This window comes from Salinispora goodfellowii (assembly GCF_059570675.1).
This window is the reverse complement of record NZ_JCANTD010000048.1, coordinates 1-22,748: the sequence shown is the minus strand read 5'-3', so window position 1 is coordinate 22,748 and position 22,748 is coordinate 1. Positions and strand designations below refer to the sequence as shown.

Annotated in this window: 24 protein-coding genes and 1 pseudogene; 9 read left to right on the top strand and 16 right to left on the bottom strand. The window is 68.4% G+C overall.

All coding sequences use genetic code 11. From position 1 onward, the window contains the following. Positions 1-219, bottom strand: a pseudogene (locus T398_RS25210) (hypothetical protein); the annotation flags it as partial. 527 nt (positions 220-746) lie between these two features. Between T398_RS25210 and T398_RS25205 the strand changes: the two are divergent. Both T398_RS25205 and T398_RS25200 read left to right on the top strand, forming a co-directional pair. Beyond that, positions 747-869 carry a ParA family protein gene (locus tag T398_RS25205; protein ID WP_496450320.1) on the top strand — a complete coding sequence of 41 codons (123 nt, stop codon included), beginning with the start codon at positions 747-749 and terminating at the stop codon, positions 867-869. Positions 870-892: 23 nt separating this feature from the next. Continuing rightward, positions 893-1,138, top strand: a complete 246-nt coding sequence (locus T398_RS25200) for a hypothetical protein (RefSeq protein ID WP_496450319.1) — start codon at positions 893-895, stop codon at positions 1,136-1,138. Between the two features lie 168 nt (positions 1,139-1,306). On the opposite strand, the gene T398_RS25195 is transcribed toward T398_RS25200, so the two are convergent. Next, a complete protein-coding gene (locus tag T398_RS25195) occupies positions 1,307-1,783 on the bottom strand; it encodes a DUF6228 family protein (protein ID WP_496450318.1) in 477 nt (158 codons plus the stop codon). A gap of 442 nt (positions 1,784-2,225) precedes the next feature. Between T398_RS25195 and ybiA the strand changes: the two genes are divergently transcribed. Genes ybiA through T398_RS25180 form a run of 3 tightly spaced genes read left to right on the top strand, consistent with a single transcriptional unit; the run spans position 2,226 to position 3,346 of the window. Next, positions 2,226-2,795 (top strand): riboflavin biosynthesis intermediates N-glycosidase, encoded by a 570-nt coding sequence (gene ybiA / locus T398_RS25190; RefSeq protein ID WP_496450317.1) that lies wholly within the window; start codon positions 2,226-2,228, stop codon positions 2,793-2,795. Beyond that, positions 2,792-2,998, top strand: a complete 207-nt coding sequence (locus T398_RS25185; protein WP_496450316.1) for a hypothetical protein — start codon at positions 2,792-2,794, stop codon at positions 2,996-2,998. The genes ybiA and T398_RS25185 overlap by 4 nt, the downstream gene beginning before the upstream one ends. 15 nt (positions 2,999-3,013) lie before the next feature. Continuing rightward, positions 3,014-3,346, top strand: coding sequence for an immunity protein TriTu family protein (locus T398_RS25180; protein ID WP_496450324.1), 333 nt, complete (start codon positions 3,014-3,016; stop codon positions 3,344-3,346). Positions 3,347-3,885: 539 nt separating this feature from the next. Here T398_RS25180 and T398_RS25175 read toward each other — a convergent pair. From T398_RS25175 to T398_RS25130, 10 genes are all read right to left on the bottom strand, one after another. Further along, positions 3,886-4,809 carry an aldo/keto reductase gene (locus tag T398_RS25175; protein ID WP_496450323.1) on the bottom strand — a complete coding sequence of 308 codons (924 nt, stop codon included), beginning with the start codon at positions 4,807-4,809 and terminating at the stop codon, positions 3,886-3,888. 663 nt (positions 4,810-5,472) lie between these two features. Continuing rightward, positions 5,473-5,898: a cupin domain-containing protein gene (locus T398_RS25170; RefSeq protein ID WP_496450315.1), complete on the bottom strand. Its 426-nt coding sequence runs from the start codon at positions 5,896-5,898 to the stop codon at positions 5,473-5,475. A gap of 43 nt (positions 5,899-5,941) precedes the next feature. Further along, entirely contained in the window at positions 5,942-6,853 is a 912-nt protein-coding gene (locus tag T398_RS25165; protein WP_496450314.1) for an SDR family oxidoreductase, read from the bottom strand. Then, the gene (locus T398_RS25160; RefSeq protein WP_496450322.1) at positions 6,850-7,473 is read right to left on the bottom strand and encodes a TetR/AcrR family transcriptional regulator; all 624 of its coding nucleotides are present in this window, start codon (positions 7,471-7,473) and stop codon (positions 6,850-6,852) included. The genes T398_RS25165 and T398_RS25160 overlap by 4 nt, the downstream gene beginning before the upstream one ends. Positions 7,474-7,580: 107 nt before the next feature. Continuing rightward, the gene (locus tag T398_RS25155; RefSeq protein WP_496450313.1) at positions 7,581-8,882 is read right to left on the bottom strand and encodes an MFS transporter; all 1,302 of its coding nucleotides are present in this window, start codon (positions 8,880-8,882) and stop codon (positions 7,581-7,583) included. Continuing rightward, positions 8,875-10,077 carry a cytochrome P450 family protein gene (locus T398_RS25150; RefSeq protein WP_496450312.1) on the bottom strand — a complete coding sequence of 401 codons (1,203 nt, stop codon included), beginning with the start codon at positions 10,075-10,077 and terminating at the stop codon, positions 8,875-8,877. The genes T398_RS25155 and T398_RS25150 overlap by 8 nt, the downstream gene beginning before the upstream one ends. Before the next feature lie 52 nt (positions 10,078-10,129). After that, positions 10,130-10,807 (bottom strand): DUF5825 family protein, encoded by a 678-nt coding sequence (locus T398_RS25145; RefSeq protein ID WP_496450311.1) that lies wholly within the window; start codon positions 10,805-10,807, stop codon positions 10,130-10,132. Further along, on the bottom strand, positions 10,788-12,692 hold the full coding sequence (locus tag T398_RS25140) for a RiPP maturation radical SAM C-methyltransferase (protein ID WP_496450310.1): 1,905 nt from the start codon (positions 12,690-12,692) through the stop codon (positions 10,788-10,790). Before T398_RS25140 ends, T398_RS25145 begins: the two co-directional genes overlap by 20 nt. A gap of 83 nt (positions 12,693-12,775) precedes the next feature. After that, positions 12,776-12,934, bottom strand: a complete 159-nt coding sequence (locus tag T398_RS25135; protein WP_496450309.1) for a hypothetical protein — start codon at positions 12,932-12,934, stop codon at positions 12,776-12,778. 5 nt (positions 12,935-12,939) lie between these two features. After that, entirely contained in the window at positions 12,940-14,754 is a 1,815-nt protein-coding gene (locus tag T398_RS25130) for an alpha/beta hydrolase family protein (protein ID WP_496450308.1), read from the bottom strand. A gap of 166 nt (positions 14,755-14,920) precedes the next feature. Between T398_RS25130 and T398_RS25125 the strand changes: the two genes are divergently transcribed. Beyond that, a complete protein-coding gene (locus T398_RS25125) occupies positions 14,921-15,355 on the top strand; it encodes a MauE/DoxX family redox-associated membrane protein (protein ID WP_496450307.1) in 435 nt (144 codons plus the stop codon). 51 nt (positions 15,356-15,406) lie between these two features. Here T398_RS25125 and T398_RS25120 read toward each other — a convergent pair whose 3' ends face one another. Further along, positions 15,407-16,096: an ElyC/SanA/YdcF family protein gene (locus T398_RS25120; protein WP_496450306.1), complete on the bottom strand. Its 690-nt coding sequence runs from the start codon at positions 16,094-16,096 to the stop codon at positions 15,407-15,409. Between the two features lie 105 nt (positions 16,097-16,201). Between T398_RS25120 and murJ the strand changes: the two genes are divergently transcribed. Beyond that, positions 16,202-17,764: a murein biosynthesis integral membrane protein MurJ gene (gene murJ, locus T398_RS25115; protein ID WP_496450321.1), complete on the top strand. Its 1,563-nt coding sequence runs from the start codon at positions 16,202-16,204 to the stop codon at positions 17,762-17,764. Here murJ and T398_RS25110 read toward each other — a convergent pair. Further along, complete coding sequence (locus tag T398_RS25110) at positions 17,741-19,324, bottom strand: DUF6194 family protein (RefSeq protein WP_496450305.1); 1,584 nt, start codon at positions 19,322-19,324, stop codon at positions 17,741-17,743. The genes murJ and T398_RS25110 overlap by 24 nt on opposite strands. Before the next feature lie 83 nt (positions 19,325-19,407). On the opposite strand from T398_RS25110, the gene T398_RS25105 reads away from it, so the two are divergent. Further along, positions 19,408-20,094, top strand: a complete 687-nt coding sequence (locus T398_RS25105) for a MerR family transcriptional regulator (RefSeq protein WP_496450304.1) — start codon at positions 19,408-19,410, stop codon at positions 20,092-20,094. Between the two features lie 118 nt (positions 20,095-20,212). Here the strand turns inward: T398_RS25105 and T398_RS25100 are convergent, their stop codons facing one another. After that, positions 20,213-20,821 carry a GNAT family N-acetyltransferase gene (locus T398_RS25100; protein WP_496450303.1) on the bottom strand — a complete coding sequence of 203 codons (609 nt, stop codon included), beginning with the start codon at positions 20,819-20,821 and terminating at the stop codon, positions 20,213-20,215. Between the two features lie 289 nt (positions 20,822-21,110). Here T398_RS25100 and T398_RS25095 point away from each other — a divergent pair, with 289 nt between their 5' ends. After that, positions 21,111-22,301 (top strand): cytochrome P450 family protein, encoded by a 1,191-nt coding sequence (locus tag T398_RS25095; protein WP_496450302.1) that lies wholly within the window; start codon positions 21,111-21,113, stop codon positions 22,299-22,301. Positions 22,302-22,389: 88 nt separating this feature from the next. Here the strand turns inward: T398_RS25095 and T398_RS25090 are convergent. Further along, positions 22,390-22,748: DUF6817 domain-containing protein (locus tag T398_RS25090; RefSeq protein WP_496450301.1), on the bottom strand; the 359-nt coding region annotated here is incomplete at its 5' end.

Here is a 22,748-nt window from a genome sequence, read left to right as displayed (position 1 = left end):
GGTCTGCTCGTCGCCGAGGGTGATGCGGGACTGCTCGCCCTGGGTGCCGTGCGGGATCAGCGTGCCCATATCCGGCTTGTCCGCCTGCACCGCCGCAGCGGCGGCCGAGGCCGGGGCGGGGGTGGTGTCGGTCAGGGTGCCCAGGGGGCCGGCGATGACACCGGTGGACAGGGCCAGACCAGCGACACCAAGGACACTACGACGCAGAATCGTGTTCATGGGGGTTGCTCCATTCGGGGGTCGACACCCACACACACGCCCGAAAGGGGGGTCAGGCGGCAGGGTGCAAGCACCGTCCGGCGCTCAAAAGAAACAGGGGAAGAAGATCCTCGACTACCGCGGTCCACGAGACGCGCACGGTGCCGGGTCCATGTGTAACGACCGGCGGACCGCCGTCATTCCGGGGCTCACTCACGCGCGGCACCCGCCATCGGCGGGGCGCTTCCTCGGCCGTACGCAGGGTGTAACGCCCGGACGCCCGCCGAGATTCCGCCACCACCGTGCCCCGACCACACCCCATACTGGGCGCCAATCAGACACCGATGACACCCACGTCAAGACGTGAGTCTCTCGTGACGTAGGCAATCAAAACGGCTGCGAGCGCCTATCGGCGATTAGCCGCGGTTAACGATGACACTCCGGGGCGGACCACGCTTCTGAGCAGGCCGGAGATGGATCTAGCATGGGGCGGCATCCGAAGTGCCTCGGCCGCAAACGGCCAGGGAAGTACATGGAACGGAGCCGGCATGACTCAGGTCCATGTCATCGCCAACCAAAAGGGCGGCGTGGGCGAGACCACGCTCGCCGTCAACCTGGGGGCGGTGACGGGTTGCGGGACGTACGGCCCGGCGGCCCGCGCAAGAGGTTGATCGACTTCCGTATCGTCGTCGATATGGAGATTCTCGTCGTGCTGCTCGCCGCGGCCGTCCTCACCTTCTGGTTCCTCGGGCGTCGGCGTACGCCGACGGGCCGGCGCGGCTCGTCGGCGTACGCATCGTCGGCACCCAGCGTCACGGCAGACGGCGACGGTGGTGCCTCCTGCGACAGCGATTCGAGTGGGGGCGGATGGTTCTCCGGCGGGGGCAGCGGTGAAGCTTCCTCCGGCGGAGACAGCGGCGGCGGTAGCAGTAGCTGCTGACGGCGGAGAGTGTGGCGCAGCCCGGGTGCCTCCCTGGCCTGGCCGACTGGCAGAGTCACCTATTCGATGTAGCTGGTATTCGTCCGTCCGAGCAGGCTTCGGTTACGGAGCGCAGCGAACCGCGGTGGTCGAAGGCAGAGGTGCGGTTGCGGGGTGATGCCGTGGTAGCTAGTTGGTCGGACCGGGGTTGGGTAGGAACTCGCGGAGGTCCGCGGCGAGATTGCTCATCTGCTCCCCGCCTTCGAGCCAGGTGGTGATCGACGCCTGCCAGGCATCAGAGCGGGTTACCCAGGGTTGGAGCTGCCAGGTGAGCGCCACGTGACCTCCGGAGTGGAAGGTAGCGCGAACGGTGAGGTGGTTGGCCTGCCAGGTTCGCTCGTCGGCCCAGCCGCGGTAGTCGGCGGCGAGCTGACTGATGAAGTCAGAAAGCCAGGCTTCGTCCCAGCCCCACATCTCAGTGCCGGGTAGTTCGGCATGTAGGCCCTGTGCGCGGGCTTCGACCGCGAAGCAGATGCCGTATTCGTCGGGGAAGGAACGGTCGTGCAGGCGGATGGACACCGTCGGGTCGTCTTGGCATCGGACTATCACGTGGAGGTTGTCGTCGCCGCTCTGGTCAGGCACCTCGTGACAGTAGGCGATCGACATCGTCTTGAGCAGGCGAGTTACGGTTCGGCGTTACTGCCTCCGGGGTAGCGGTTCCAGGTTCCGCCAGCAAACCGCCGCGTATTCGATCTGATGCGAATAGAAGACAGTCCGCGTCCGACCTGTGGCCGAGGATGGCGCTGCTGGTCGCGGGAGTAGCGGTTTCGACGACTGTAGACCTGGTGGAGATGGCTCCCTGCCGTGAGGGGGCGAATCCGCCTACCCTGACCTGCATGTTCGACAGGTGGGTCGCGTCGAATGCGACGATCCCGCATCTGATGCGAGATGCGGGAGGTTACCGGGCCCCCGCACCCGTCCTGAGCTGCAAGATCAACTTGGAGAGGCTCAGTAGCTCCTACTGCGGGAACGGGTACGCAGCCTGGAGACACGCATGGCAGGCAAACCCGATGGCGCGTGACCGCACGATTCTGGCACCCTGCTGGACATGCCCGAGACCGCCTCCCCGCCGCGGAGCCTGCCTGAGTTGCGGGCGCGCGCCGCTGCGGGCGGTCGGGTCAAGTACCTGTTGTTCTGGGGGCACCAGCCCCAATCGGACGGCAGCATCGGGCCGGGGTGCCTGAGCCAGTGGTGGCTGGCTCCATTCGTCGTCAACGGGATCCGCTACGCCACGGCCGAGCACTACATGATGGTCGGCAAGGCCCGCCTGTTCGGCGACGAAACGACTGCCGCGCGGATACTCACGACGCCGCACCCGGGGGCGGTCAAGGCTCTGGGCCGGCAGGTCCGCGGCTTCGACCAGGCCACCTGGGATGCGCACTGCTTCGACCTGGTCGTCGCCGGCAATGTGGCCAAGTTCAGCCAGCACCCTGACCTCGGGCAGTACCTGTCTCGCACGGGCAACCGGGTACTGGTGGAAGCCAGTCCGGTGGATCGCGTTTGGGGCATTGGCCTGTCCGCCACGGACCCCCGCGCACACGATCCTGCCCGATGGCGCGGGAGCAACCTCCTCGGATTCGCGCTGATGCACGCACGCATGCAGCTCGCCACCGGATGAACCTCAAGGTCCGGGTACATCAGGGACGGCTCGGCACCGAACAGTACCGCGTCGTCCGCCCAGCCACCCCGGTGACCGGCGCGGTGCTGGGCGACAACAACCCATGGTTTGTCCTGGGTCCCTTACCAGCGCAGACCCGTAACCGCCCTAACATCGCCAGTGTGATGGAACTGGACCTCGACGACTTCGCCGCCACCGTGTAAGCCCGCGCCCCGCAACTGCACAACATTGGCATCCAATGGCAGCTACACCGAGGCCCCACCTACAACAAGTCCGCAGCCTGGATCGACTGCACCAACGGCGATCTCGTCGGCTGGTTGATCGTCTGGACCAGCGGTGAGGCCGAACTCGAAACAGCCAACCTGACCACAGGGTCAGTCGACAGCGCCCACTACGAATTCTCCGCGCTCAACGACCTCACCACCTGCCTCGACGACCTGATCCGCCGGCTAACTGCACACGGCCGCCTGCCTGCGGCAGGCACGGCTGCTGGCACCGACCGGGAAACCGCCCTCGACGCCGTACGCCGCGCGTGGCCCGCCGACGCGTGACACGAATCAGGCCCCGCCGCACGGAACAACTCGCGTCATCACACGATGATCGTGGATGCAGATCTCGCTGCCAGCACCATGCTCGGCGGGACTGACCGTGATTGCTGGACGAGCCAAGAACACGAATGCAAGACACTTAGATTACGTGCCCCTGCCAGTCGGGTGGGCCCTCTATCGAAACTGGACTTGAACGAGACGTTGTGGTGTCTTGTTTTCGATGTGGGTTTGGGAGGGCGGGTTGCTGGGCGGACGGCTGGCGGCGGTCGCTACGGTGAGCGCATATCACGCGAATGTTTGAGTGAGACCTCACCGCAAGATCATTCCCAGCGCTAACCGCTGTACCGGTCTTCCCGACCCCGGAGCGGTCCTATGGCTCTCGCCCTGCCGACCGAAATGGAGCGCGATCTCCCAGGCGGCCCGGTGCACTTGATACGCGATGCCGAACGGATCGTGGGTAGCCGGGGGACGTTGTGCGAATGGGTGACTCCGCCAGCCGCTTGGGCCGACATGGCCGAACGGCAAGACTCGCCACTGCACGGTTACATGCGGACGGCCTGCGGCTGGTAGGGCTCTTCGAGGTATTCGATCTGATTCTCGGTCAGCGGAACGTCTACCGCCGCGACAGCATCATCAATGTGCCGTTCCTTGGTAGCCCCGACGATGGGGGCGGTCACCCCAGACCTACCCAGCAGCCAGGCGAGGCCGATCTGTGCTGGTGGGAGAGCGCACTCGTTGGCGACTTGGGCCACCCGGTGCAGGATCCGCTCGTCGCCGCGCCCGTACAACGTCTCCCTGCGGTCGGCGTCGCCGCTGGACGCACGAGCGGTGGCCGCGACCTCGGCGGTTCCGGCGCGGGCGACCAGTCCACGGGCCAGTGGGCTCCACGGAATGACGCCGACTCCCTGGTCGCGGCAGAGCGGGATCATCTCCCGTTCTTCTTCTCGGTAGAGCAGGTTGTAGTGATTCTGCATGGCAACGAACCGGGTCCACCCGGACATGTCGGCAGTGTGTTGCGCCTTGGCGAACTGCCAGGCGGCCATGCTGGAGGCACCGAGGTACCGGGCCTTCCCAGCGCGCACCACCTCGTGCAAGGCCTCCATCGTTTCCTCGATCGGTGTCTGGTCGTCCCAGCGGTGGATCTGGTAAAGGTCCACATGGTCGGTGCCGAGCCGGCGCAGCGACTCGTCAATGGCAGTGTGAATGTGCTTGCGGGATAGCCCACCGTCGTTGGGCCCGCTGCCCATTGGAAAGAAGACCTTCGTGGCAAGTACGTAGTCGTCCCGCCGCGAGAAGGTCTTGCCCAGCAGACGGCCGGTGACCTCCTCACTCGTTCCTGACGAGTACATGTCGGCGGTGTCGAAGAAGGTGACTCCGGCATCCACCGCCCGCCGGACGAGAGGTTCGGCGGCGTCTTCGCTGAGCACCCACCCGTCGCTCTTGCCGCGATCGCCGTAGCTCATCATTCCCAGGCAGATCCGCGAGACCTTCAGCCCTGTCCCGCCCAAACGTACGTACTGCACTCGGTTTGGCCCCCCATGCGACAACCAGATCACCGTGACCCTACGGGCACGTGTGTGGTAGCACGCAATACCTGAGACCTCCGTCACCTGAAGCTCTCTCGGTTTGATGTCTCCTCGCCGCAGAGGAGGAGTACGACCAACTGGAGGCGGACTGCGCGCTGTCGACGATCACGGCCTGCACCCTGATCGTGTCGGGCAAGCACGACCTGGCCTACTTCCAGCAGGTCGCCGTCGACCTGGCCGACCGCCTCTCCGATGCCCGGCACGTACAACTGCCGTGGGGCGGGCACCTCCCGGGCCTTGAGCGCCCCGCCGCGACCGGGACCCTCCTCAAGGATTTCCCTGAGCGCGTCCTACTGACCCGCCCCACGCCGAACCCGGCCCCCGTTCGCCCTCTTTCGGAGGGCGAGCGAGGGCTCAGCGGTTCAGCGCCCGGCACCTTGGCGAAATCGGGGTGGCCCTCACCTGACAGTCCTGATACCACGGGACCAAGATCAGGGGCAGTGCTGTGCTGGCGGGGAACGTGGGCTGGCAGGAAGAAGTCGTCTCGGCCGGGCCAGCCCGACTGGCGGATCGTCGTCGTTGAGGCCGCGAGCCCACCGGAGCTCAGCCGGTTGGCGGCTCGTCCGTGCCCGCGGTCTTGGCCGCGTCGGCCGCCTCCTTGGTGCGGTGCACCGCCTGGTCGGCGTGCTGTGGCGGGCTGTAGATCGTGTAGAGCACCAACGGGTTCTGCCCGGTATTGACAAAGTTGTGCCTGGTGCCCGCCGGTACCACGATCTGACTGCTCCGAACGATTTCGCGCCTTTCGCCGGCAATCCGCGCTTCGCCGGCACCGCTGACGAAGGTCAGAATCTGGTCCGCATCCTCGTGCACCTCGTCGCCGATCTCACCCCCGGGTGGGATCGTCATGACCACCAGTTGGAGATGCTTACCGGTCCACAGCACCCTTCGGAAGTCCGGACTCTTCTCAGCCACCGTCACGATCGTGTTATGAATCATGCCCTGCCCATACCCGTTACGGCCGAAAACCATGCCGCTGCCGTCACGGTGCGCCTGCGGCGGCAGCGGCCTCGGGTCACAGTGGCTCTCCGAGGGGCCCGTACTGTTCGGCCAGGTTTTTGGCCCAGTGGGCGGCGAAGTCCGGTTGGCTGCCGTCGGCGTCGGTGAACCCGTACTCCCGGTAGAGGCCCCAGGTGGCCAGGGCGCGTCCGGTCTTGGCCAGGATGTTGGGGTCCGCGGCCAGCGCCGCGACAGCCCGACCGAGGTAGGTCGGGGTCTCGGAGTGGGCGAAGTTGGGGTCCTGGGCCACCCCGTCGCGCCAGTTGGCCTCGGTGACACCGAAGTGTTCCAGCATAGCCTCCGAACGGAGAAAGCCCGGCGTGAGGGCTACGGCCGCCACGCCGTGGGGCTTGAGCTCGGCCGCCTGGGCGACGGCGAGGCGGATGACCGCGGACTTCGCCAGATCGTAGAAGAGGCTGCCGCGGTAGCGGGCGGTGTTGCCGTCGGTCACCTCCACCACCAGGCCGCTGCGGCGGGCGACCAGGAGGGGGAGCGCGTACCGGCTGGTGATGATGTGGGTCTCCACCGCCTGCCGCAGCAACCGCAGCCCGATGTCGAGCTCCTGTTCCCACAGTGGATGTTCCCAGTCGGTGAGCGGATCGCCACCCCACACCGAGTTGACCAGGATGTCGAGTTGGCCGTCCTGCTCGGCGGCGACCTGGTGGATGAGTGCCTGGACCTCGTCGGGACGGCTGTGGTCGGTGCGAACGGCGATACCCAGTCCGCCGGCGGCGGTGACCCGCTCGGCGGTCTGTTCGATGGTCTCCGGCCGGGCGAGGTCGGAGCGTTCGCCGGCGCTGCTTCGCCCGGTGACGTACACCGTCGCGCCGGCTGCGCCGAGCTCGACGGCGATGCCCCGTCCGCCGCCGCGGGTGCCGCCGGCGACCAGGGCGACCTTTCCGGCCAGCGGGCGTGCGGCAATGGTCATGACTCCTCCAGATCAGGGTTGGCGTGCGGCGGCAGGTGGGGCGCCAGCACGGCGTCGAGCTCCTGCCGGAGCCGCTGTTCGAGGCCGCCTTCGCGCTCCAGCGCCCAGTGCAGGCCGGCGCCGGCGGTGACCGCCTGCACCGTGCGGGCCAGCGCCGCGGGGCTACTGTTGGTGCGGAGCTCGCCGGTGCTCACTGCCTCGGTGAGTAGCTGCTCGATCATTCGTTGCTGGGTGTGGTGAATGGCCAGGGCGCGTTCGTAGAGCTGCGGATCACCGAGGTCCATACACAGGAACGCCAGGTGATTGGCGTAGCTCTCCGGGGTGCTCAGCGCCGCCGTGGACCGCACCATCAGCGCTGCCAGGGCCCCGAGCGCCGAGTCGTGCGTGCGACGCACTCGCCCAACCAGCTTGCTGATGTCCTTCTCCGTCTGGTCGGCGAGGGCGAGGAGCAGGCCATGTTTGGAGCCGAAGCGTTGCACCAGGGTTGCCGGCGCCAGTCCGACCGCGCGTGCCACGGCGGCCAACGTGAGACCCGCCGGACCCACCTGACCCATGACCTGCGTCGCCGCACGCAGGATCACCGCATCGTCAACTCCGCGCGGACGTCCCACCGGCACCACCCCCCACATTAGTAAATGACCGCTCATTTATTAAACTAGGTGCGGGCGTCCCGGGTAAATCCCGCCGCTACCCGTGCCCACGTCCGCTGGTCAGGGTCGATCCACCGTCACCGCTGCCGTAGTTCGCGGCGGGCGCAGCCGTAGCCGAACGCGGCCAACAGCGCTGCCGCGGTGGCGAGGAAGATCGCCGTGCTGCCATAGGCTTCGGCCACCAGGCCAGCGGCGATCGTGGAGAGCGGAAACAGACTCAGCGCGGCGAAGACGATCGCGCTCATCACCCGGCCGAGTAGGTGCGGCGCGGTGCTCTGCTGCACGATCGTGATCACCAGCACGTTCGTGACGGTGCTGGCGAGACCGGCCACCGAAAGCGCGACCACGGCGCCGAGATAGCCGGCGAAGGGCACCAACGCGACGGCCCCACCCAACACCAGGCCCGAGACCATCGCCGTCGATCCGCGTCGGGGCAGCCCCGCCACACCGGCGGAGCAGAGCCCACCCACCAACGAGCCGGCCGTGAAAGCGGCGAGCAGACCGCCCAGCCCACCCGCACCAGCGGCGAAATCATCGTTGTTCAGCGACGGTAGACCCACCCGGACCATTCCGCCGACCGTGAGGTTGGCGGTCGCAGTGACCAGCAGCACGGTACGCAACAGCGCCGACTCCCGAAGCAGCTGCCAGAACCCGATCTCCGGACCAGCCGGCGGCGCCCCGTCGGCTGGCTGCGGCGGCGATGACGCGCCGCCACCGGTGGCGGCCACCACCGGCATCGCCGCAGCGCGCCCCACACCGCCGATCATCGCCAGGCAGGCCGCCGAAACGGCGAAGGTCACGGCATCCACACCGAACGCCACCGCTGGCGAAAGGGCGATCACCACGAGCCCGGCCACACCCGGACCGATCATTCCGGCCGCGAAGGTAGCGGTGCTGTGTAACCCGTTGCCGGCCTGCAACTGCTCGGCGGGCAGCAGCCGCGGGGTGATCGCGTAGGCAGCGGGCTGGAACAGCCCGGAGCCCAGTCCGGTGCCGGCCACCAACACCGCTACGGCGAACATGCCGCCAGCCCCGGTCGCGGCGACCACGACGATGCCGGCGGTGAAGAGAACCCGAATCACGTCAGAGATCAGCATCACCGGCCACGGGCCGATCCGGTCGGAGAAGATCCCGCCCAGCGGTGTCGTCACCAGCCGGCACAGCCCGTAGCCGGCCACCAGTAGGCCGAGATCGCGCGCGCCGCCGCCGAACTGATAGACCAGAAACGGAAGCGCCACCGCGTGAAAGGCATCACCAAAGACAGAGATCAATTCGGCCGCGAACAGCAGCCGGTAGCCGCGGGTGCGCAGGGGAGCGAAGCTGAGCTGCGGCCGGAACCGGCGAGTGATGGAGGTGACCGCCGTCGTAGCCTCAGCCATCGAGGGATACCGGAAGTGACTCCAGTCCACGCAACATGATCGTGTCCCGCCACCGGAGCTGCCGCACCTCCGCGGCGAGCGCCAGCCTCGGGTGCCGCCTCAGCAGGGCACCGAGAGCCACCTCACCTTCGAGTTTTCCGAGAAACGCGCCGAGGCAGCGGTGCAGGCCGTGGCCGAAGGCAAGATGTCCGGTGTCGCGTCGGTCGAGGATCAAACGGTCGGCGTCCGGGAATCGGTCGGGGTCCCGGTTGGCGCCGCCGAGCGACACCAGCACCAGCTCACCGGCGGGAATCACGACATCGTCAACAGCGACGGGCGTGGTGGTGAACCGTAGCGTTGCCATGGCGACCGGGGACTCGTAGCGGAGGAACTCGTCTATCGCCTCCGGCAGCGCGTGCTGGTTCGCCAGCAGCCACCGGTGCTGGTCGGGGTCGCGCATGAGGGCGAGGGTGGCGGTACCGAGCAGGTTGACGGTCGTCTCGTGTCCACCAATCAGGAGCAGGAAGACCATGCCGATGATGTCGTCGTCGGTGAGCTGGCCCGCGTCGCGCGCGGCCAGCAACTCCGTCAGGAGGTCGTCGCCGGGCCGGGTCTGTCGTATCCGTAGCTGAACCGCGATGTAGTCGGTCATTTCCCGCAACGCCGTGGCGAAGGCCGCAGGGTCGTCGTCGTGCGTCAGGATCGCCGTTGACCAGGAACGGTAGGCGTTTCGCTCCTCGGCAGGGAAGCCAAGCAGCTCACAGATGACCAACATCGGCAGGGGGAAGGCGAAGTCCTGCACCAGGTCCACTGTCGTTCGACCGGCGATTCCGTCCAGCAAGGAGGTGGTGATGCGTTCCACCAGTGGTCGCATCGCCGCCACCCGTCGAGCGGTGAACGCGCCCTGAACGTGGCGCCGCAACCGGGTGTGGTCCGGTGGGTCACTGTTGAGCATGTGGACGATGTCACCGCCGAGGGTAACCCCGGCGACCCGGTTGTCGGCCAGGGCCTGGGCGCGGCGGGCATCCTGCCCGAATCGTGGGTCGGCCAGCGCCGCCCGCACATCCCGGTAGCGGGCAATGACCCACATCGGGATGCCCTCGTCGCTGTGCAGGATCGATACCGGGCCGTTGCCGCGGATGCGGGCCAACGTCGGGTACGGATCGGCGATATACGGCACCGGTGGCGGGGTCGACGTGCCGGTCACGGTCTCCACGGCTCTCCTCGCGGTTGGGGCGGTTGGGGCGACTGGCGAGAGAAGGGCCTACCTACACGCTCAGGGCAGGAGACGGCCACCGGTACGCCCGGGTCGGCAGCCACCACAGATACCCGGACTGCTCGGCGACCAGCCGCGCCTCGGTCAACTCCTCGCGTACCGGAACGGGCAGTTGCCCGGCCGGGACACCCTCCGCCAACTCGGTGATCGCCGCCAGGTGCGCTGGCTCGTCGATGGTGTACATCTCCAGCGTGCCGAGCCGCCGGTCGCGTACCTCGGTGAAGCCCGGGCCCCGCCGGGACACGCACATCCCCAGAAAGAACGACGTCTGCCAGCCCCGTACCGCCGCGTCGTCGTCGACACCATCCACCCGAGCCGGCGGACACAGATGGTTGAACAGGCCTCGACCCGCGCAGCCGTCATGACAACGAGCTACCCAATCCACCGAGATCGCGTAGGCGGTCAGCTCCCGGAGCAACACCAGGGTGCGGGCGGCGACGACGCCCGCGTCCGGACACAGGTCGACCGGGTCGGCGATCCGGACCTGCCGGACGCCGAGGTGGTAGAACTCGGCGACAAGGGGTTCCCACCGGCCGGTGATCCGTCGGGTACCGAGAGACATTCCCGGGACCCGGGCGGTGGTGGGCTCGTAGTCGCGGGACAATTCGATCTCGACCGCGCTTGCGCTCCACTCGGTCAGCTCGGCGAGCTCAGGCGACGACGGTGGCACGCGATTCCTCCTCAAGTCGCCGGACCACAGCTCGGCGGTGATCGATCCGGGTCAGTACCTGATTGTTGGACTCCACGGCGAGGTGCACCTGGTAGCCGCCGTCGTGGAACAGCAGGCCCAGCGCCGTCCACCGGGACAGCAACGGCTCGACGGCCGCCGCCCCGCCGGGCACCCTCGCGACGAGGGTCGCGACCGTACGGGGCTGGCCCAGGAGCCGGAACAGCTCGATCTCGGGCGGCGTGGTCAGCTCCAGCACTGTCCAGTCGTAGCTGGCGCGTCGGCTGACCAACACGATCCGGTCGGCTAGCTCCTGGTACGTAAGCCGGCTGAGCGGATACTGCGCCTGCCAGGTGCCGAGTGCCGCGTCGAGATCGGCGGCCTGGGCCCCGTCGATGCCGTTCGGCGCCGACGTGAAGACGTACGCCAGGTCGGCGAGCTCGGTCTCGGGCAGCCGGTAGATCTCGGCGTACTGGGGGGCCGGCCGCAGGATGGCGAACCCCAGTTCCGGGCGGTCGAAGTAGGGGCTGTACCGCTCGATGGCGATCCGGGTGGAGCTGATCGGCGGCTCCAGATGGTGCAGGGCCGGCAGCTGCGCGACGACGCTGGTGTAGTCCCGTGCCGTCTCACCGGGGAACCCGTACAGGTAGTTCCAGCTCGCCGTCACGCCCGCGCTCTGCGCGTCGCGCAACGCCCGTACGTTCTGGCAACCGGTGACGCCCTTGTCCATCAGCCGCAGGACGTTGGTGCTGAGGCTTTCCACCCCGGGCTGGACCTGCACGGCACCGCCGTCGCTCAGCTGCTGGAAGTGGTGCCGGCGCAGGTTGGCCTTGACTTCGAAGTGGAGGCGCAGGTCGTACTCCGATTCGGCCAGCCATCGCAGCACCGTGTCGAAGTACGCCATGTCCAGGATGTTGTCCACGACGATGAAGTCGAGCAGTTGGTGGCGGCGTGCCAGGTCGAGGAGCTCGTCGAGGAAGCGGGCTGGGCTCTTGCTACGAAACTGCATGAACGACCCGTTGAGCCCGCAGAACGTACAGTGGTGCTTCTCGCCCCACCAGCAACCGCGGGAGCCTTCGACGACCAGTTTGGGGGCTACCCAGTCCGCCGCCACCGAGGCGTCCAGTCGCTCCAGGTAGCCGGTGTAGTCGGGAGCGACGATGTGGGTTGGCGGCAGGGGAGTGGACGACATCTCGTTGGCCTGTCCCGTCCCGTCCCGGTCCCGCCAGCACAGGCCGGCGATCCTGGCCAGCTTCGTCCGGTCGGGCGCGGTGGTCAGCGGGTCGAGCGCGTCCAGTAGGTGCGGGAAGGCGACCTCGCCCTCACCCCGCACGACGTAGTCGACGTAGGGGAAGTTGCGGTGCAGTGCCGCCCCCTGCGGCCCGTCGCAGTTGGCGCCACCGAACACGATCTGGGTCTGCGGCCGTAGTTGCTTCAGCAGCCGGGCGACGGCCAGGCTGGCGGCATTCTGCTGGAAGGTGGTGGTGAAACCGACGACATCGGGCGTTGTCGCCGCCAGGTCGGTCGCCAGCCCGCGGATGAATTCGGGCACCACCCGGTGCATCGACCCGGTCCGTGCGATCTCGGCGTCGGCGGTGCCGTTGCTGGCCAGCAGCCGGGCGTAGGAGTCGAACGATCGGTCTGCGTCGTCGAGCAGGCCGGAGAAGACCCAGTCGCCGGCGCCGAGGAAGTAGGAAGATTCCGAGAAATACTGGTAGTCGGCGAGCGTGAGGTTGGTGGCTCGGGCCGCCCAGTCGACGAAGTCGAGGTTCGCGTAGCGGACCTCGACTTCGTGGCCACCCCGGCTGGCCGCCGTATGCAGGATGCCCAGCGCCAACGACGGAACGTCGATCGAACCCCACGGCATGCTGACCAGGACGACCTTCATCGCGGATCCTTCCGTTGGTGGGCTCCGTCCCGGAGCGGGCTGCTCCGGAACGAAGCCGTCGAACTCGCGGTCACCACTGGTGGTTACTCGCTGGCCGCCACCTTGTCGGCCGCTGGAACGGTCCCGCCGCTCCGTTCGGCCGCAACTGCCCGGTCCATGTCGAGGAACATCTTCACCACGACCGCCCCGCGCTCCCGCTCGTTGGTGGCGATCGGGTCATGCCGTACGCTGCGTCGCTTCATGCGAATCACCTCCTTCCCTGGCTGGTTGGCTGGTACGGACGGCCGTCCGCTGTGGCCGCCCGGGTTCGGTCCGGTCCCAGTGCCTGGCCGGCGTACCGGAGCAACTCGTCGAACGCGTGGGTCTGGCTGGCGGCGTCGCCGAGATGGCCGCCGGACATCCAGTGCAGTTGGTGCGGCACCCGGCGGTGGCGTAGTGCAGCGACGTAGCGCCGCACCTGGCCCGGCGGGCAGCGGTCGTCGTCGCTGGCGGCAGCGATGAACAGGGGGCCACGTACCTGGTCCAGGTAGGTCATCGGATCGGCCGCGCGGTATCGCTGCGGTACGTCGTCGGGCCCGCCGCCGAAGAGTTCGTCGTCCACCTCGCGCAGCGCTGCCGTGGTGCCGCGGTAGGCGGCCGGGTAGTCGGCGATGGGGGCGACGGCGAGGCCGACCGACCAGTCGGCCGGTGTGACTCCCATCGCGAGGAGAACCAGGTACCCGCCCCACGAGTATCCGCACAGGCCGACCCGGCCTGGTGCGGCGACGCCGCGGTGGAGTAGGTGTCGCCGTACCGAGGTGAGGTCGTCCAGCTGGGCCAGCCCGACCCGATGGCCGTATCCCCGTTGCCACTGCGGCCCGTACCCGGTCGATCCGCGGTAGTTGGTGCGCACCACCGCGTACCCGGCGCGCACCAGCAGTTCAACCCGAGGGTCGTAGGCGTCGCGGTCGTGTAGAGACGGCCCGCCGTGGACCAGGAACAGGGTCGGCCACGGCCCGGCACCGGGCGGGGTGGCCAGGAAACTGTGGATCTGGCCGTAGGGCTGATGGGTCCACAGTTCGCTGCGCCGGGCTGTTCCGGTCGGTTGCGCCGGGCCAGCCGCTTCCGGCGCCTCCCGAGCCGCTGCGCCGGGTTCGGCGACCCGGCGCTGGGGCGGCACCGACGCACCGGTCCAGACGTAGTGGATGTCGCCGCCGGGGGCGCAGGTCAGATCCAGGATCGTGCCGGGTGGGGTGGCGATGGCCGCGGGTTCACCGCTGGTGAGGTCGGCCAGCAGTAGCCGGCTGCGACCGGCGTGGTCGTGTTGGATGAGCACCTGCCCATCCGTGCCGTACCAGTGGGCGGTGACCTCGGTGTCGTAGGAGAGGGCTTCGGCCAGTGCGATGCCCCGGTCCCGCTGCCAGGTGCCGACCCGATACCGCTCTGGTGTCTCGACTATGACCAGCAGCTGCGGGTGGGACCGGTCGCCGGGGCGGAACTCAAGCGCCCAGATTCGCCGGCGGTAGCTGCCGGCTACGACGTCGAGCCTGCCGTCGCTGAGGCGAATGACACTGATCGCCGTGTCGCTTTCGGCCCGCCCGGCCAATGCGACCGTATCTCCGTCAGCGGTCAGATCGACCAGTGTCGCGTAGCCCGCCGCGGCGGCCACCAGCTGCCCGGCTTCGCCGGGTCTGCCCACGTAGCACCGGGTCTCGGTTTCGGTGCCGATGCCGACCGCGACCCGGCCGCCGGAAGCGTCGAAGGCGATCCCGGCCTGCCGGCCGGGCGGCAGGCCGGTGAGGGCGGGGGGTGGTGTCGTCGGGTCGGTAGCGGCGGGCCGGAACGGTTGCCGTCGCCAGAGCCCGATCCCGGCCGGGTTCGCGTCGAACCACCAGAAGTGCCGACCGTCGGGTTCGATGTCGTAGCCGGTCACGCCGTTCGGGGCGGTGGTGCGGACCTGCCGCTGGTCGGTGCGTCGGTCCCAGGTCCGGACCTGGGCCAGGCCGTTGTCGACGCAGACCTCGACGGACTTCTCAGGTCGCTGGGCAGCGAAGGCAGGCGCGTAAGGAATGTGCACAGTCACCCCGATCCAGGCCAGGCACCTACCGGATCGTATTCGTTCAAGTGCTTTCGGTAAATAGGCGGTCGCTGGCAGCTGCCTGGGTTTCGGAATAGTTCCTCAAGCCCGAGAAATCATTAGTTGTCTCGTTTCGGGTGCTCAAGCTGGGCTATGCCGTTAGCGTCGGCTCATGTGGCTTCGTGCTGTCCTGGGTGCCATCCTCACGGCGATGGGAGCAGGCCAGCTTGCTTCGTGGCCAGCGATGCCGGACATCCTCGACGCGTACGAGATCGCGCCCGCGGCGGCGCTGCCGTGGCTGGCCGCGGTGCTGATCCTGGCGGAACTGGCCGGTGGGCTCTGGCTACTGACCCGACCGCGGTCGTGCGCGCTGACCCCGGTCTGGATCTACACGGGGGTGGCGGTGACCTGGGCCGGTCTGGCGACACAGGCGTTCGCGCGCGGGCTGACGGTCGACAACTGCGGTTGCTTCGGGAGCTTCCTGACCCAGGGACTCGGCTGGTTCGTGCTGCTCCAGGACGCCCTGCTGCTGCTCTACGCCGGACTGCTACTGCGCGCCACCCGCAAGGCTCGGGCACGGTCGGCAGCAGCCGAGGCGACAGACTGAGTAAGGCGGTGCAGCCGGCGCAGCGGAGCCGGCGCCGTCCCCGAGAACGGCTCAGGGTGCGAGCCAGCCAGACCCGTGAGTGCTCCACAGCCAGGAGACGTACCGCCGCAGCTCCTGCGGTGTGGCGAGCCAGCCCTCGTTCAGGTAGATGAGGATGCGCTTCACCTCGCCGGGAATCAGGTCGTAGGAGGTGGCGCCGGTCTCCGGGATCGGCGTCTGCGGGGCGACGGCCGCGGGAGCGGGGACGACGGGTATCCGGATGCCACGTCTTTCCAACTCCTTGAGGACGGTGAGATAGAACCGCGGCAGATGGTAGGGGGAGGTGGCCAGTGCCATGCTGGTGATGGCACTGGCATGCACCTGGTCAGCGATCCACGCGGCCTGCCGGCCGGTGTTGGGGGACGGGTCCGGCTGCAGCAGGAGCCCTTCCCGGCGCCGGAGGCCGAGCCCACGCACATAGTCGAGCGTGACCTCGGTGTAGGTCTTCTCCGCCGGGTTTCCGCTCGTGACCAGCAGGTGGCGGAGGCGGGGGTTTGCCTCCCAAACCCGGATCGCGTGGGTGAAGCGCCACTCTTCCCCCTGGCCGGTCGCCATTGCGACGGCGTCAACGTGGTTGGCAGCCGCCGGAGGAATGGACATGATCATCGTGATGGCCTTGGTCACCTCGAGGAGTTGACCGGCCGAGAAGCCATCGAACTCCTCGTCCTGCACAAACCGCGGAATCGCCGACTCGATGCTCACCTGGTGCTCCAATCGGGGCCGGGGGCAGGGCTCCGGGGCGGGCGCCCGTGCGCTAGGAAGATCGCCATGGCAGAAGAATCTTCCCTTGGCAGCGCGGGCCGGGCCATGGCGGTGGCGACCTTGGTGTCACGGATCGTCGGCTTCGTCCGGCTGGTGGTGCTGGCCTCCGCCCTGGGAATGGGGAGTCGTCTGCTCGACAGCTACAACGTGGCGAACACCCTGCCCAACGCCGTCTACGAGCTGGTCCTCGGAGGTGCGATGGCCAGCGTGGTGGTGCCGCTGCTGGTGCGTGCCACCCTGACCGAACCCGATGGCGGGGTGAGCTACGCCCAGCGGCTGCTGTCGCTGGGCGGCTACGGGCTCGGGGCGGTCACGCTGATAGCGATCATCTCAGCCCCATGGCTGGTCGCGGTCTACGCGCCGGGCTTCTCTGGCGAGCAACACGACCTGGCGGTGCTGCTGTGCCGGTTCTTCCTGCCCCAGATCCTGTTCTACGGCTTCAGCGCCACCGCTGGCGCTGTGCTCAACACCCGGGGCCGGTTCGCCGCGCCGATGTGGGCGCCGGTTGTCAACAGCCTGATTGTGATCGCTGTCGGCCTGACCTACCTGGCGATCGGCGGCACCACCAGCATCACGTCAATACCCACCGGGCAGCTGCTGTTGCTCGCCGTGGGCACCACCGCGGGCGTCTTTGCCCAGATGACCCTGGTGGTGTGGGCGTTGGCACGCAGCGGCCTCACCCTTCGGCCCCGGCTCAACCCACGGGGTATCGGAATCCGCCGCATCGGCCAACTCGGCGGCTGGGTCCTCGTGTCGGTCCTCGCCGCGCAGATCCTGCTCGCGGTGGCCACTCGGGTCGCCTCGATCAGCGGACCGGGCGGGGTCAGCGCTTTCCAGAACGCGCTCGCGGTGTTCCAGATGCCGTTCGGGGTCATCGTCATGTCGGTGATGACCGCCATGCTGCCCCGGCTCAGTCGCCACGCCGCCGGCCGCCAGCACGGGCACATCGTCGAGGACCTGTCCCAGGCGGTACGGCTGGCCGTCGTCGCTCTCGCCCCGATCGCGGTAGCCATGACGGTGCTCGGCCCACAGATCGCCACGCTGTTGTTCGCCTACGGCCGCAGTTCACCGTCGGCGATCGCCCTGCTGGGGGCGGTGGTGGCAGCCTTCGGTGTAGCCCTGGTGCCGTTCACCGGATTCATGATTCTGCAACGCGGGTTCTACGCCCTGCAGGACACCAAGACCCCCGCGGTCATCACCGTCGGAGTCACCGCCGTCGGCGTGGCCGGATGCTTCGCCGCGTCGCGGCTACTACCTCGCGCCAACGCCGTGGTCGGGGTTCCCCTCGCGTACGCGGTCGCCTACACGGTGGGCCTCGGCGCTGCCGCCCTTCTCCTGCGCCGCCGACTGGGCCGAATCGATGGGCGTCGACTGCTTCGTACCCATGCCCGGGTAGCGGTCGCTGTCGGCCTCTCCAGCAGCTGTGCTGGCCTCACGGTCCACGCCCTCACCCCGCTGCTCGGCTCCTCGAACACCGGGGCGCTGATCACCGTGATCACGGCGGGCGTCATCGGCTGCGCCGTCTATGTTGCGGCGGCCCGCCTGATGCACCTCACCGAGCTGCGGCAACTCGTGACAACCGCCCTAGCCGGCAGCAGACTCTGCTGATCCGCTGCCGGAGCGGGCCCGGGCCACCAGCCGGGTCACGTCCGCCGCGGTGGCCTGCCCCGGATTGACGACGCTGACCCAGCCCTGCCCGGCGTAGACCGGATGGGGGAGCAGACGGTCCGGCTCCGCGAAGTTGATCCCGTCGCTGTGTGCGGGGAACTCCTCCGGGCCGTAGCCGAACAGGTTGCGGAACTCGGTACGCCCCACCTTGATGTTGAGCCGGTACCGTCCAGGCTCGGCCAGGCGGGACCGCTCGTCAACGCCCGGGACGTCGTGCCCGACAATCGTGGCGAACGGCCGCACCCGATCCGCGCCGGTGAAGAAGAACCGGTCGCCCCAGGTGTAGGGCGGCGACTCGGACCCCGGTGCGATCCGGGTCTCGGTCACCCCGGCCAGGCCGGCGATCCGAGCGGCGTCGGCCGCGCCCGGCTCGGAGCCGAGGTGCAGGATCGCGTCGCAGCTCTCGACCGTCGCGGCGTCCAGCGAAAACAGCCCGAGCAGGTCGGCCACCCGCTCGCGTAGATCCTCGCCGGTCGGGGGTGGAAAGATCCCGGTATCGGGGCCGAGCCGATCCTCATAGGTGCCGGGCTCCGGCCGCCCGAGCCCGGCCGGCCCGCTCGCCCCGAGGCTGCCGGCCACGTACACGTACCTCTCCCCGAGCAGCGGGGACACGATCGAGCCGGCGCCGTTCCACTGTGCCGCCAGGTCCTGGCCATCCCAGTGGCTGGCCCACCGGCTCGGCTGCCGTTGCAGGTGGACGTTGTTTGCGAAGACCAGGAGCGGCCCCCGGTCCCGTTCGTGGACGTCGATGTCGAGCAGATTCTGTGCCATCAGCGCATCCCGAACGGCGAGCAGGCGACCGATGCGCTGCGACTGGGTGCCCGGTACGGCCATCGCGCCGTGGTAGGTGAGCAGGCCGACAACCACGCTGGCGAGTACCGTGGCGCGGTTCCAGGACTCCAGCGATGTCTCCCGGACCAGGCGGGGCGCGTCGGCGTACAACTGCGTGCGGAAGTCCTCGGCGATCCCGCGCAGCGCCGTCGCCTCCGGTGACCGGCCGGGAGATCGCGTCGCGTCGTACATGATTTCGGGGGCGGTCCAGCGCTCCTCGGTGCCGACGAGGCGGTCCAGGTCGGACACGCTGTCGCCAAGGTAGTCGCGCAGCTCACGCAGGATCGATCCGGGACTGGGCGCGCCGGTGATCTCGGTTGGCGCGTCGAAGCCGTGGAAGGTGACCCGCTCGTCGGGCGGCAGCTTCTCGTTGTGCGCGCGCAGCCAGTCGACCAGTTCGCGGCTGGCGGGGTGGGTGCCCCAGCCGTGGCTGATGCCGGCACTCAGGTCCACCTCGTCGCGGCGGCCCTGCACGTAGTCGTTGACGGCGAGCCCGGCGGCCCGGTCCGATTCGATGGCGATGGACCGGAAACCGTGCTTGACGAGGGTTTCGAGGATCCGATTACGCAGGTGGGGAAAGGCCGGCTCACCGTGGTAAGGCTCGCCGATCGCGAGCATCCGCGGCCGGTGGGCACGGACAAGGGCCTGCAACTCCGTATCGAAAGCCATGACCTTAACCGTATCGTTGAACCTTCGGTTTAAACTGTGCCTATCGATGACCGGGAGATCAGCCGTTGAAGTCTCAAACGACGGTGTACCGGCCTGTGGATCTGGCCCGGCCGCACGGGCTCTCCGCGCAGGCGGTCCGCAACTACGAGGCGGCCGGAGTGATCCCGCCGGCTGTCCGGACGGCGAGCGGCTACCGCAGCTACACCGACGACCACGTGGGCGCGCTGACCGCCTACGTCGCGCTTGTCCGGGGGTACGGCTTTCAGTCAGCCGGGGAGATCATGAGGGCGGTCCTCCGGGACGACCTCCCGTCCGCCCTGGCCGTCGTCGACGCTGCCCACGTACTGCTGCAACGCGACCGGGAGACCCTGGACCAGGTCGCCGCGGCTGCCATCGTCCTGGCGTCCGGATCCACCTCGGCCACGCCCGGTCCGGCCGCGTCGGTCTCCGTCGGTGTGCTCGCCCGCCGGCTCGGTGTCACCCCAGCGACGCTGCGAAAATGGGAGCGGGCGGGCATCCTGGCCCCAGCCCGGTCCCGGACCGCGCGGGTCTACTCACCCGAGGACGTGCGCGATGCCGAACTCGCCCACCTTCTGCGACGCGGGGGCTACCTGCTCCACCACATCGCCGCGGTGATCGAGCAGGTGCGCGCCGCCGGTGGGGCCGGCCCGCTGGCGGCGTCGATCGAACAGTGGCGAGAGCGGATCACTACCCGCGGTCGGGCGATGCTCACCGGATCCGCTCGCCTCGCGGACTATCTCTCCCGGTAGTGTTCCGCGCCGCCGTGCGGAACCGTTCGGCTCCTCTGCCTGATCGACTCAAACCCGCCAGCGGTGAAGCCGAGGTCTCGGAAGTCTAGGTCTCGGAAGTCGAGGACCGCCCCGGAGCTCAATCGTCATGCCGACAGCCCGAGCCAAGTCCGTGGCCCTTCTGGCTGGCCAACCACTGGTGGCGGGTCGTCGCGTACTCGACCTCACCGTGCGCACCGCCGGGCAGCGGGTCGTCGAAGTCCAGATGGAAGGTACGCACGTAGTCCAGCCCGACCGCCGCCATGGTCGCGCGGGAGGGCAGGTTGACCGCCATCGTCTCGGCGAAGATCCGGTGCAGGCCCAGGTCGGCGAAGCCGTGCCGGATCAGTTCACAGGCGCCCTCACTGGCCAGGCCCTGACGCCAGTAGCGGCGCAGTAGCCGGTAGCCCAACTCCGCCTGCCCCTCGACCGGGCCCTGATCCGCGCGCTCCGGCGCCTGCAAAATCCACCACCCGACAAACACCCCCTCGACCAGGCCGGCCCAGAAGCCGAGCCCGGGAACCGCCGACGCGGAGGCGATTCGCCGACGATGTACCTGCTCCACCTCCGCCCGCTGCCGCGGCCGGCCCAGATAGCGCATGACTTCCGGATCTGCGTCGAGCTGGACCTCACCCTCCAGGTGATCGTCGCCCAACGGCACGAGTTGGATTCGCGCGGTCCGCAAGGTTGCCTGGGTCACGAGCGGCATACTGCCCCGGTCGAGCGGGTCACCTCAATCGATTTCACCTGCGCGGTCCTGAAACCGGTGCATCGATTCGTGTTCCGGAGCTGGTAGCAGCTGGTGTGTCGCCTTCAGCAGCGTGACGTTCCCCTTCCGCCGAGGCGGCGGGAGTCCGTGATCCGAGCCCTCCATCCCGGTGCATGCCACCCCAACCGGCCACCACGAAGGCTCCTATACTCGACGAAGTCAAGGGTCTGCTGCACCGATACACCGATCGTCGCCGCTGCCAACTCCACACGTCGGCCCAGGAGTTGGCATGACGTCACAACCGGCTCCCGTCTTCGACCAGCTCCTGCTGCGTGACCCCCACCGGCGGTACAACGCGCTGCGGGATCAGGCTCCGGTGCATCACATCCGCACGCCAGACGGAGCCCCCGCGTGGCTCGTCACCCGCTACGACGACGTACGAGCGGCATTCACCGACCCGCGCCTGTCGGTCGACAAACGCTTCAGCAGTACCGATGGTGAACACGGTTCGTCGCTGCCCCCCGAGCTGGACGCGCATCTACTCAACCGTGACCCGCCTGACCACACTCGGCTGCGACGTCTGGCAGCCGCCGCGTTCACCCCTCGCCGCATCGCCGACCTGCGCCCCGCGGTGAAGAGAATCGTCAGCACCCTGCTGGACAATCTCGTCGGCAACGACCAGGCGGAGCTGATCGGCTCCCTCGCGTCACCGTTGCCCTTGCAGGTCATGCACGAACTCCTCGGCTTGCCCACCCAGACCAGTGTCGACTTTCGGACGTGGACGAACACGCTGCTGTCCGCCGACGCCAACCAGCCAGCCCAGTCCCGATCGGCCATGGCCAACATGCGTCACTTCCTGATCGAACAGGTGGCGCGCAAGAGAGCGCGGCCCGGCGACGACCTGCTGACCGGTCTCCTCGCCGCCCGTGCGGACGGCGACCGGCTCACCGACGACGAACTCGTCGCGATGCTCTTCCTGCTGATGTTCGCTGGCTACGACAACACCGCCGCGCTCATCGGCAACGTAACCCACGCGTTGCTCACCAACGCGGAGCTACCCGAGGCGGTCCGTGCCGGATCACTTGCCCTCGACGAACTCGTCGACGGCGTCCTGCGGTGGAACCCCTCCTTCCCGCTGGCGGTACGACGATTCGCCCGTGAACCCGTCACCATCGCCGGCCAGGTGATTCCCGCCGGCGATCGCATCTGGCTCTGTCTGGCCAGCGCGAACCGCGACCCCGCACAGTTCACTGAACCCGACGAACTCGGTGCAACCGGCATGCGGCGCCCGCACCTGTCCTTCGGGCACGGCATTCACTACTGCCTGGGCGTCCCACTCGCCCGCCTCCAAACGACCGTGGCCGTCACCAGCCTGCTCGACCGCTTTCCCGGGATACGGCTGGCCGTGCCGGCCCACGACATCCGGTGGCGGGAATCGTTTCGACTACGCGGGCTGGTCACCCTACCGGTGTTCCTGTAGGGCGACTGGGTGGGCGCGGGGCGGGCCAGCGTCGCCGCTGGTTCGACCTGCCGGAGTCAGCTGTAGCTTGTAGAGCGGTTATGAACCGTCAATCCTGGGGCTTTGCAGGAGTGCTCCGGGTACCGTGGCCGACGAGTCGCTGCGCTTCACTGGTGACCTGTGGGGAAGCGATCGGTGCCCAGGCGGCGAACAGGCTGCGGAAGTACGCGCCGTACTTGTCCGCGGTAGGGGGATCTTGCTCGATGACGTCCACCTCGTTAACGATGCTGAGATCCACAAAGGGTCGCATCTGGCCGGGGTTCAGGTGCCACGTCTGGTCGGTGAAGCGGTCGACGACCTCACCGGTCGTCGCTAGCTCTCGCCAGGTTCGCCTGCGGTCGCAGGCCCCGTATAGATAGACCAATGCCTCAGCGTTGTCACCGATGAGGTTACGCAGCGTGGCTCGAT

Excerpts from the sequence above, each read along its gene's own strand:
- T398_RS25205 (WP_496450320.1), top strand. The coding sequence starts at position 747 with ATGACTCAGGTCCATGTCATCGCCAACCAAAAGGGCGGCGTGGGCGAG.
- T398_RS25200 (WP_496450319.1), top strand. The coding sequence starts at position 893 with ATGGAGATTCTCGTCGTGCTGCTCGCCGCGGCCGTCCTCACCTTCTGG.
- T398_RS25195 (WP_496450318.1), bottom strand. The coding sequence starts at position 1,783 with ATGTCGATCGCCTACTGTCACGAGGTGCCTGACCAGAGCGGCGACGAC.
- ybiA (WP_496450317.1), top strand. The coding sequence starts at position 2,226 with ATGCCCGAGACCGCCTCCCCGCCGCGGAGCCTGCCTGAGTTGCGGGCG.
- T398_RS25185 (WP_496450316.1), top strand. The coding sequence starts at position 2,792 with ATGAACCTCAAGGTCCGGGTACATCAGGGACGGCTCGGCACCGAACAG.
- T398_RS25175 (WP_496450323.1), bottom strand. The coding sequence starts at position 4,809 with ATGATGAGCTACGGCGATCGCGGCAAGAGCGACGGGTGGGTGCTCAGC.
- T398_RS25170 (WP_496450315.1), bottom strand. The coding sequence starts at position 5,898 with ATGGTTTTCGGCCGTAACGGGTATGGGCAGGGCATGATTCATAACACG.
- T398_RS25165 (WP_496450314.1), bottom strand. The coding sequence starts at position 6,853 with ATGACCATTGCCGCACGCCCGCTGGCCGGAAAGGTCGCCCTGGTCGCC.
- T398_RS25155 (WP_496450313.1), bottom strand. The coding sequence starts at position 8,882 with ATGGCTGAGGCTACGACGGCGGTCACCTCCATCACTCGCCGGTTCCGG.
- T398_RS25140 (WP_496450310.1), bottom strand. The coding sequence starts at position 12,692 with ATGAAGGTCGTCCTGGTCAGCATGCCGTGGGGTTCGATCGACGTTCCG.
- T398_RS25135 (WP_496450309.1), bottom strand. The coding sequence starts at position 12,934 with ATGAAGCGACGCAGCGTACGGCATGACCCGATCGCCACCAACGAGCGG.
- T398_RS25125 (WP_496450307.1), top strand. The coding sequence starts at position 14,921 with ATGTGGCTTCGTGCTGTCCTGGGTGCCATCCTCACGGCGATGGGAGCA.
- murJ (WP_496450321.1), top strand. The coding sequence starts at position 16,202 with ATGGCGGTGGCGACCTTGGTGTCACGGATCGTCGGCTTCGTCCGGCTG.
- T398_RS25110 (WP_496450305.1), bottom strand. The coding sequence starts at position 19,324 with ATGGCTTTCGATACGGAGTTGCAGGCCCTTGTCCGTGCCCACCGGCCG.
- T398_RS25100 (WP_496450303.1), bottom strand. The coding sequence starts at position 20,821 with ATGCCGCTCGTGACCCAGGCAACCTTGCGGACCGCGCGAATCCAACTC.
- T398_RS25095 (WP_496450302.1), top strand. The coding sequence starts at position 21,111 with ATGACGTCACAACCGGCTCCCGTCTTCGACCAGCTCCTGCTGCGTGAC.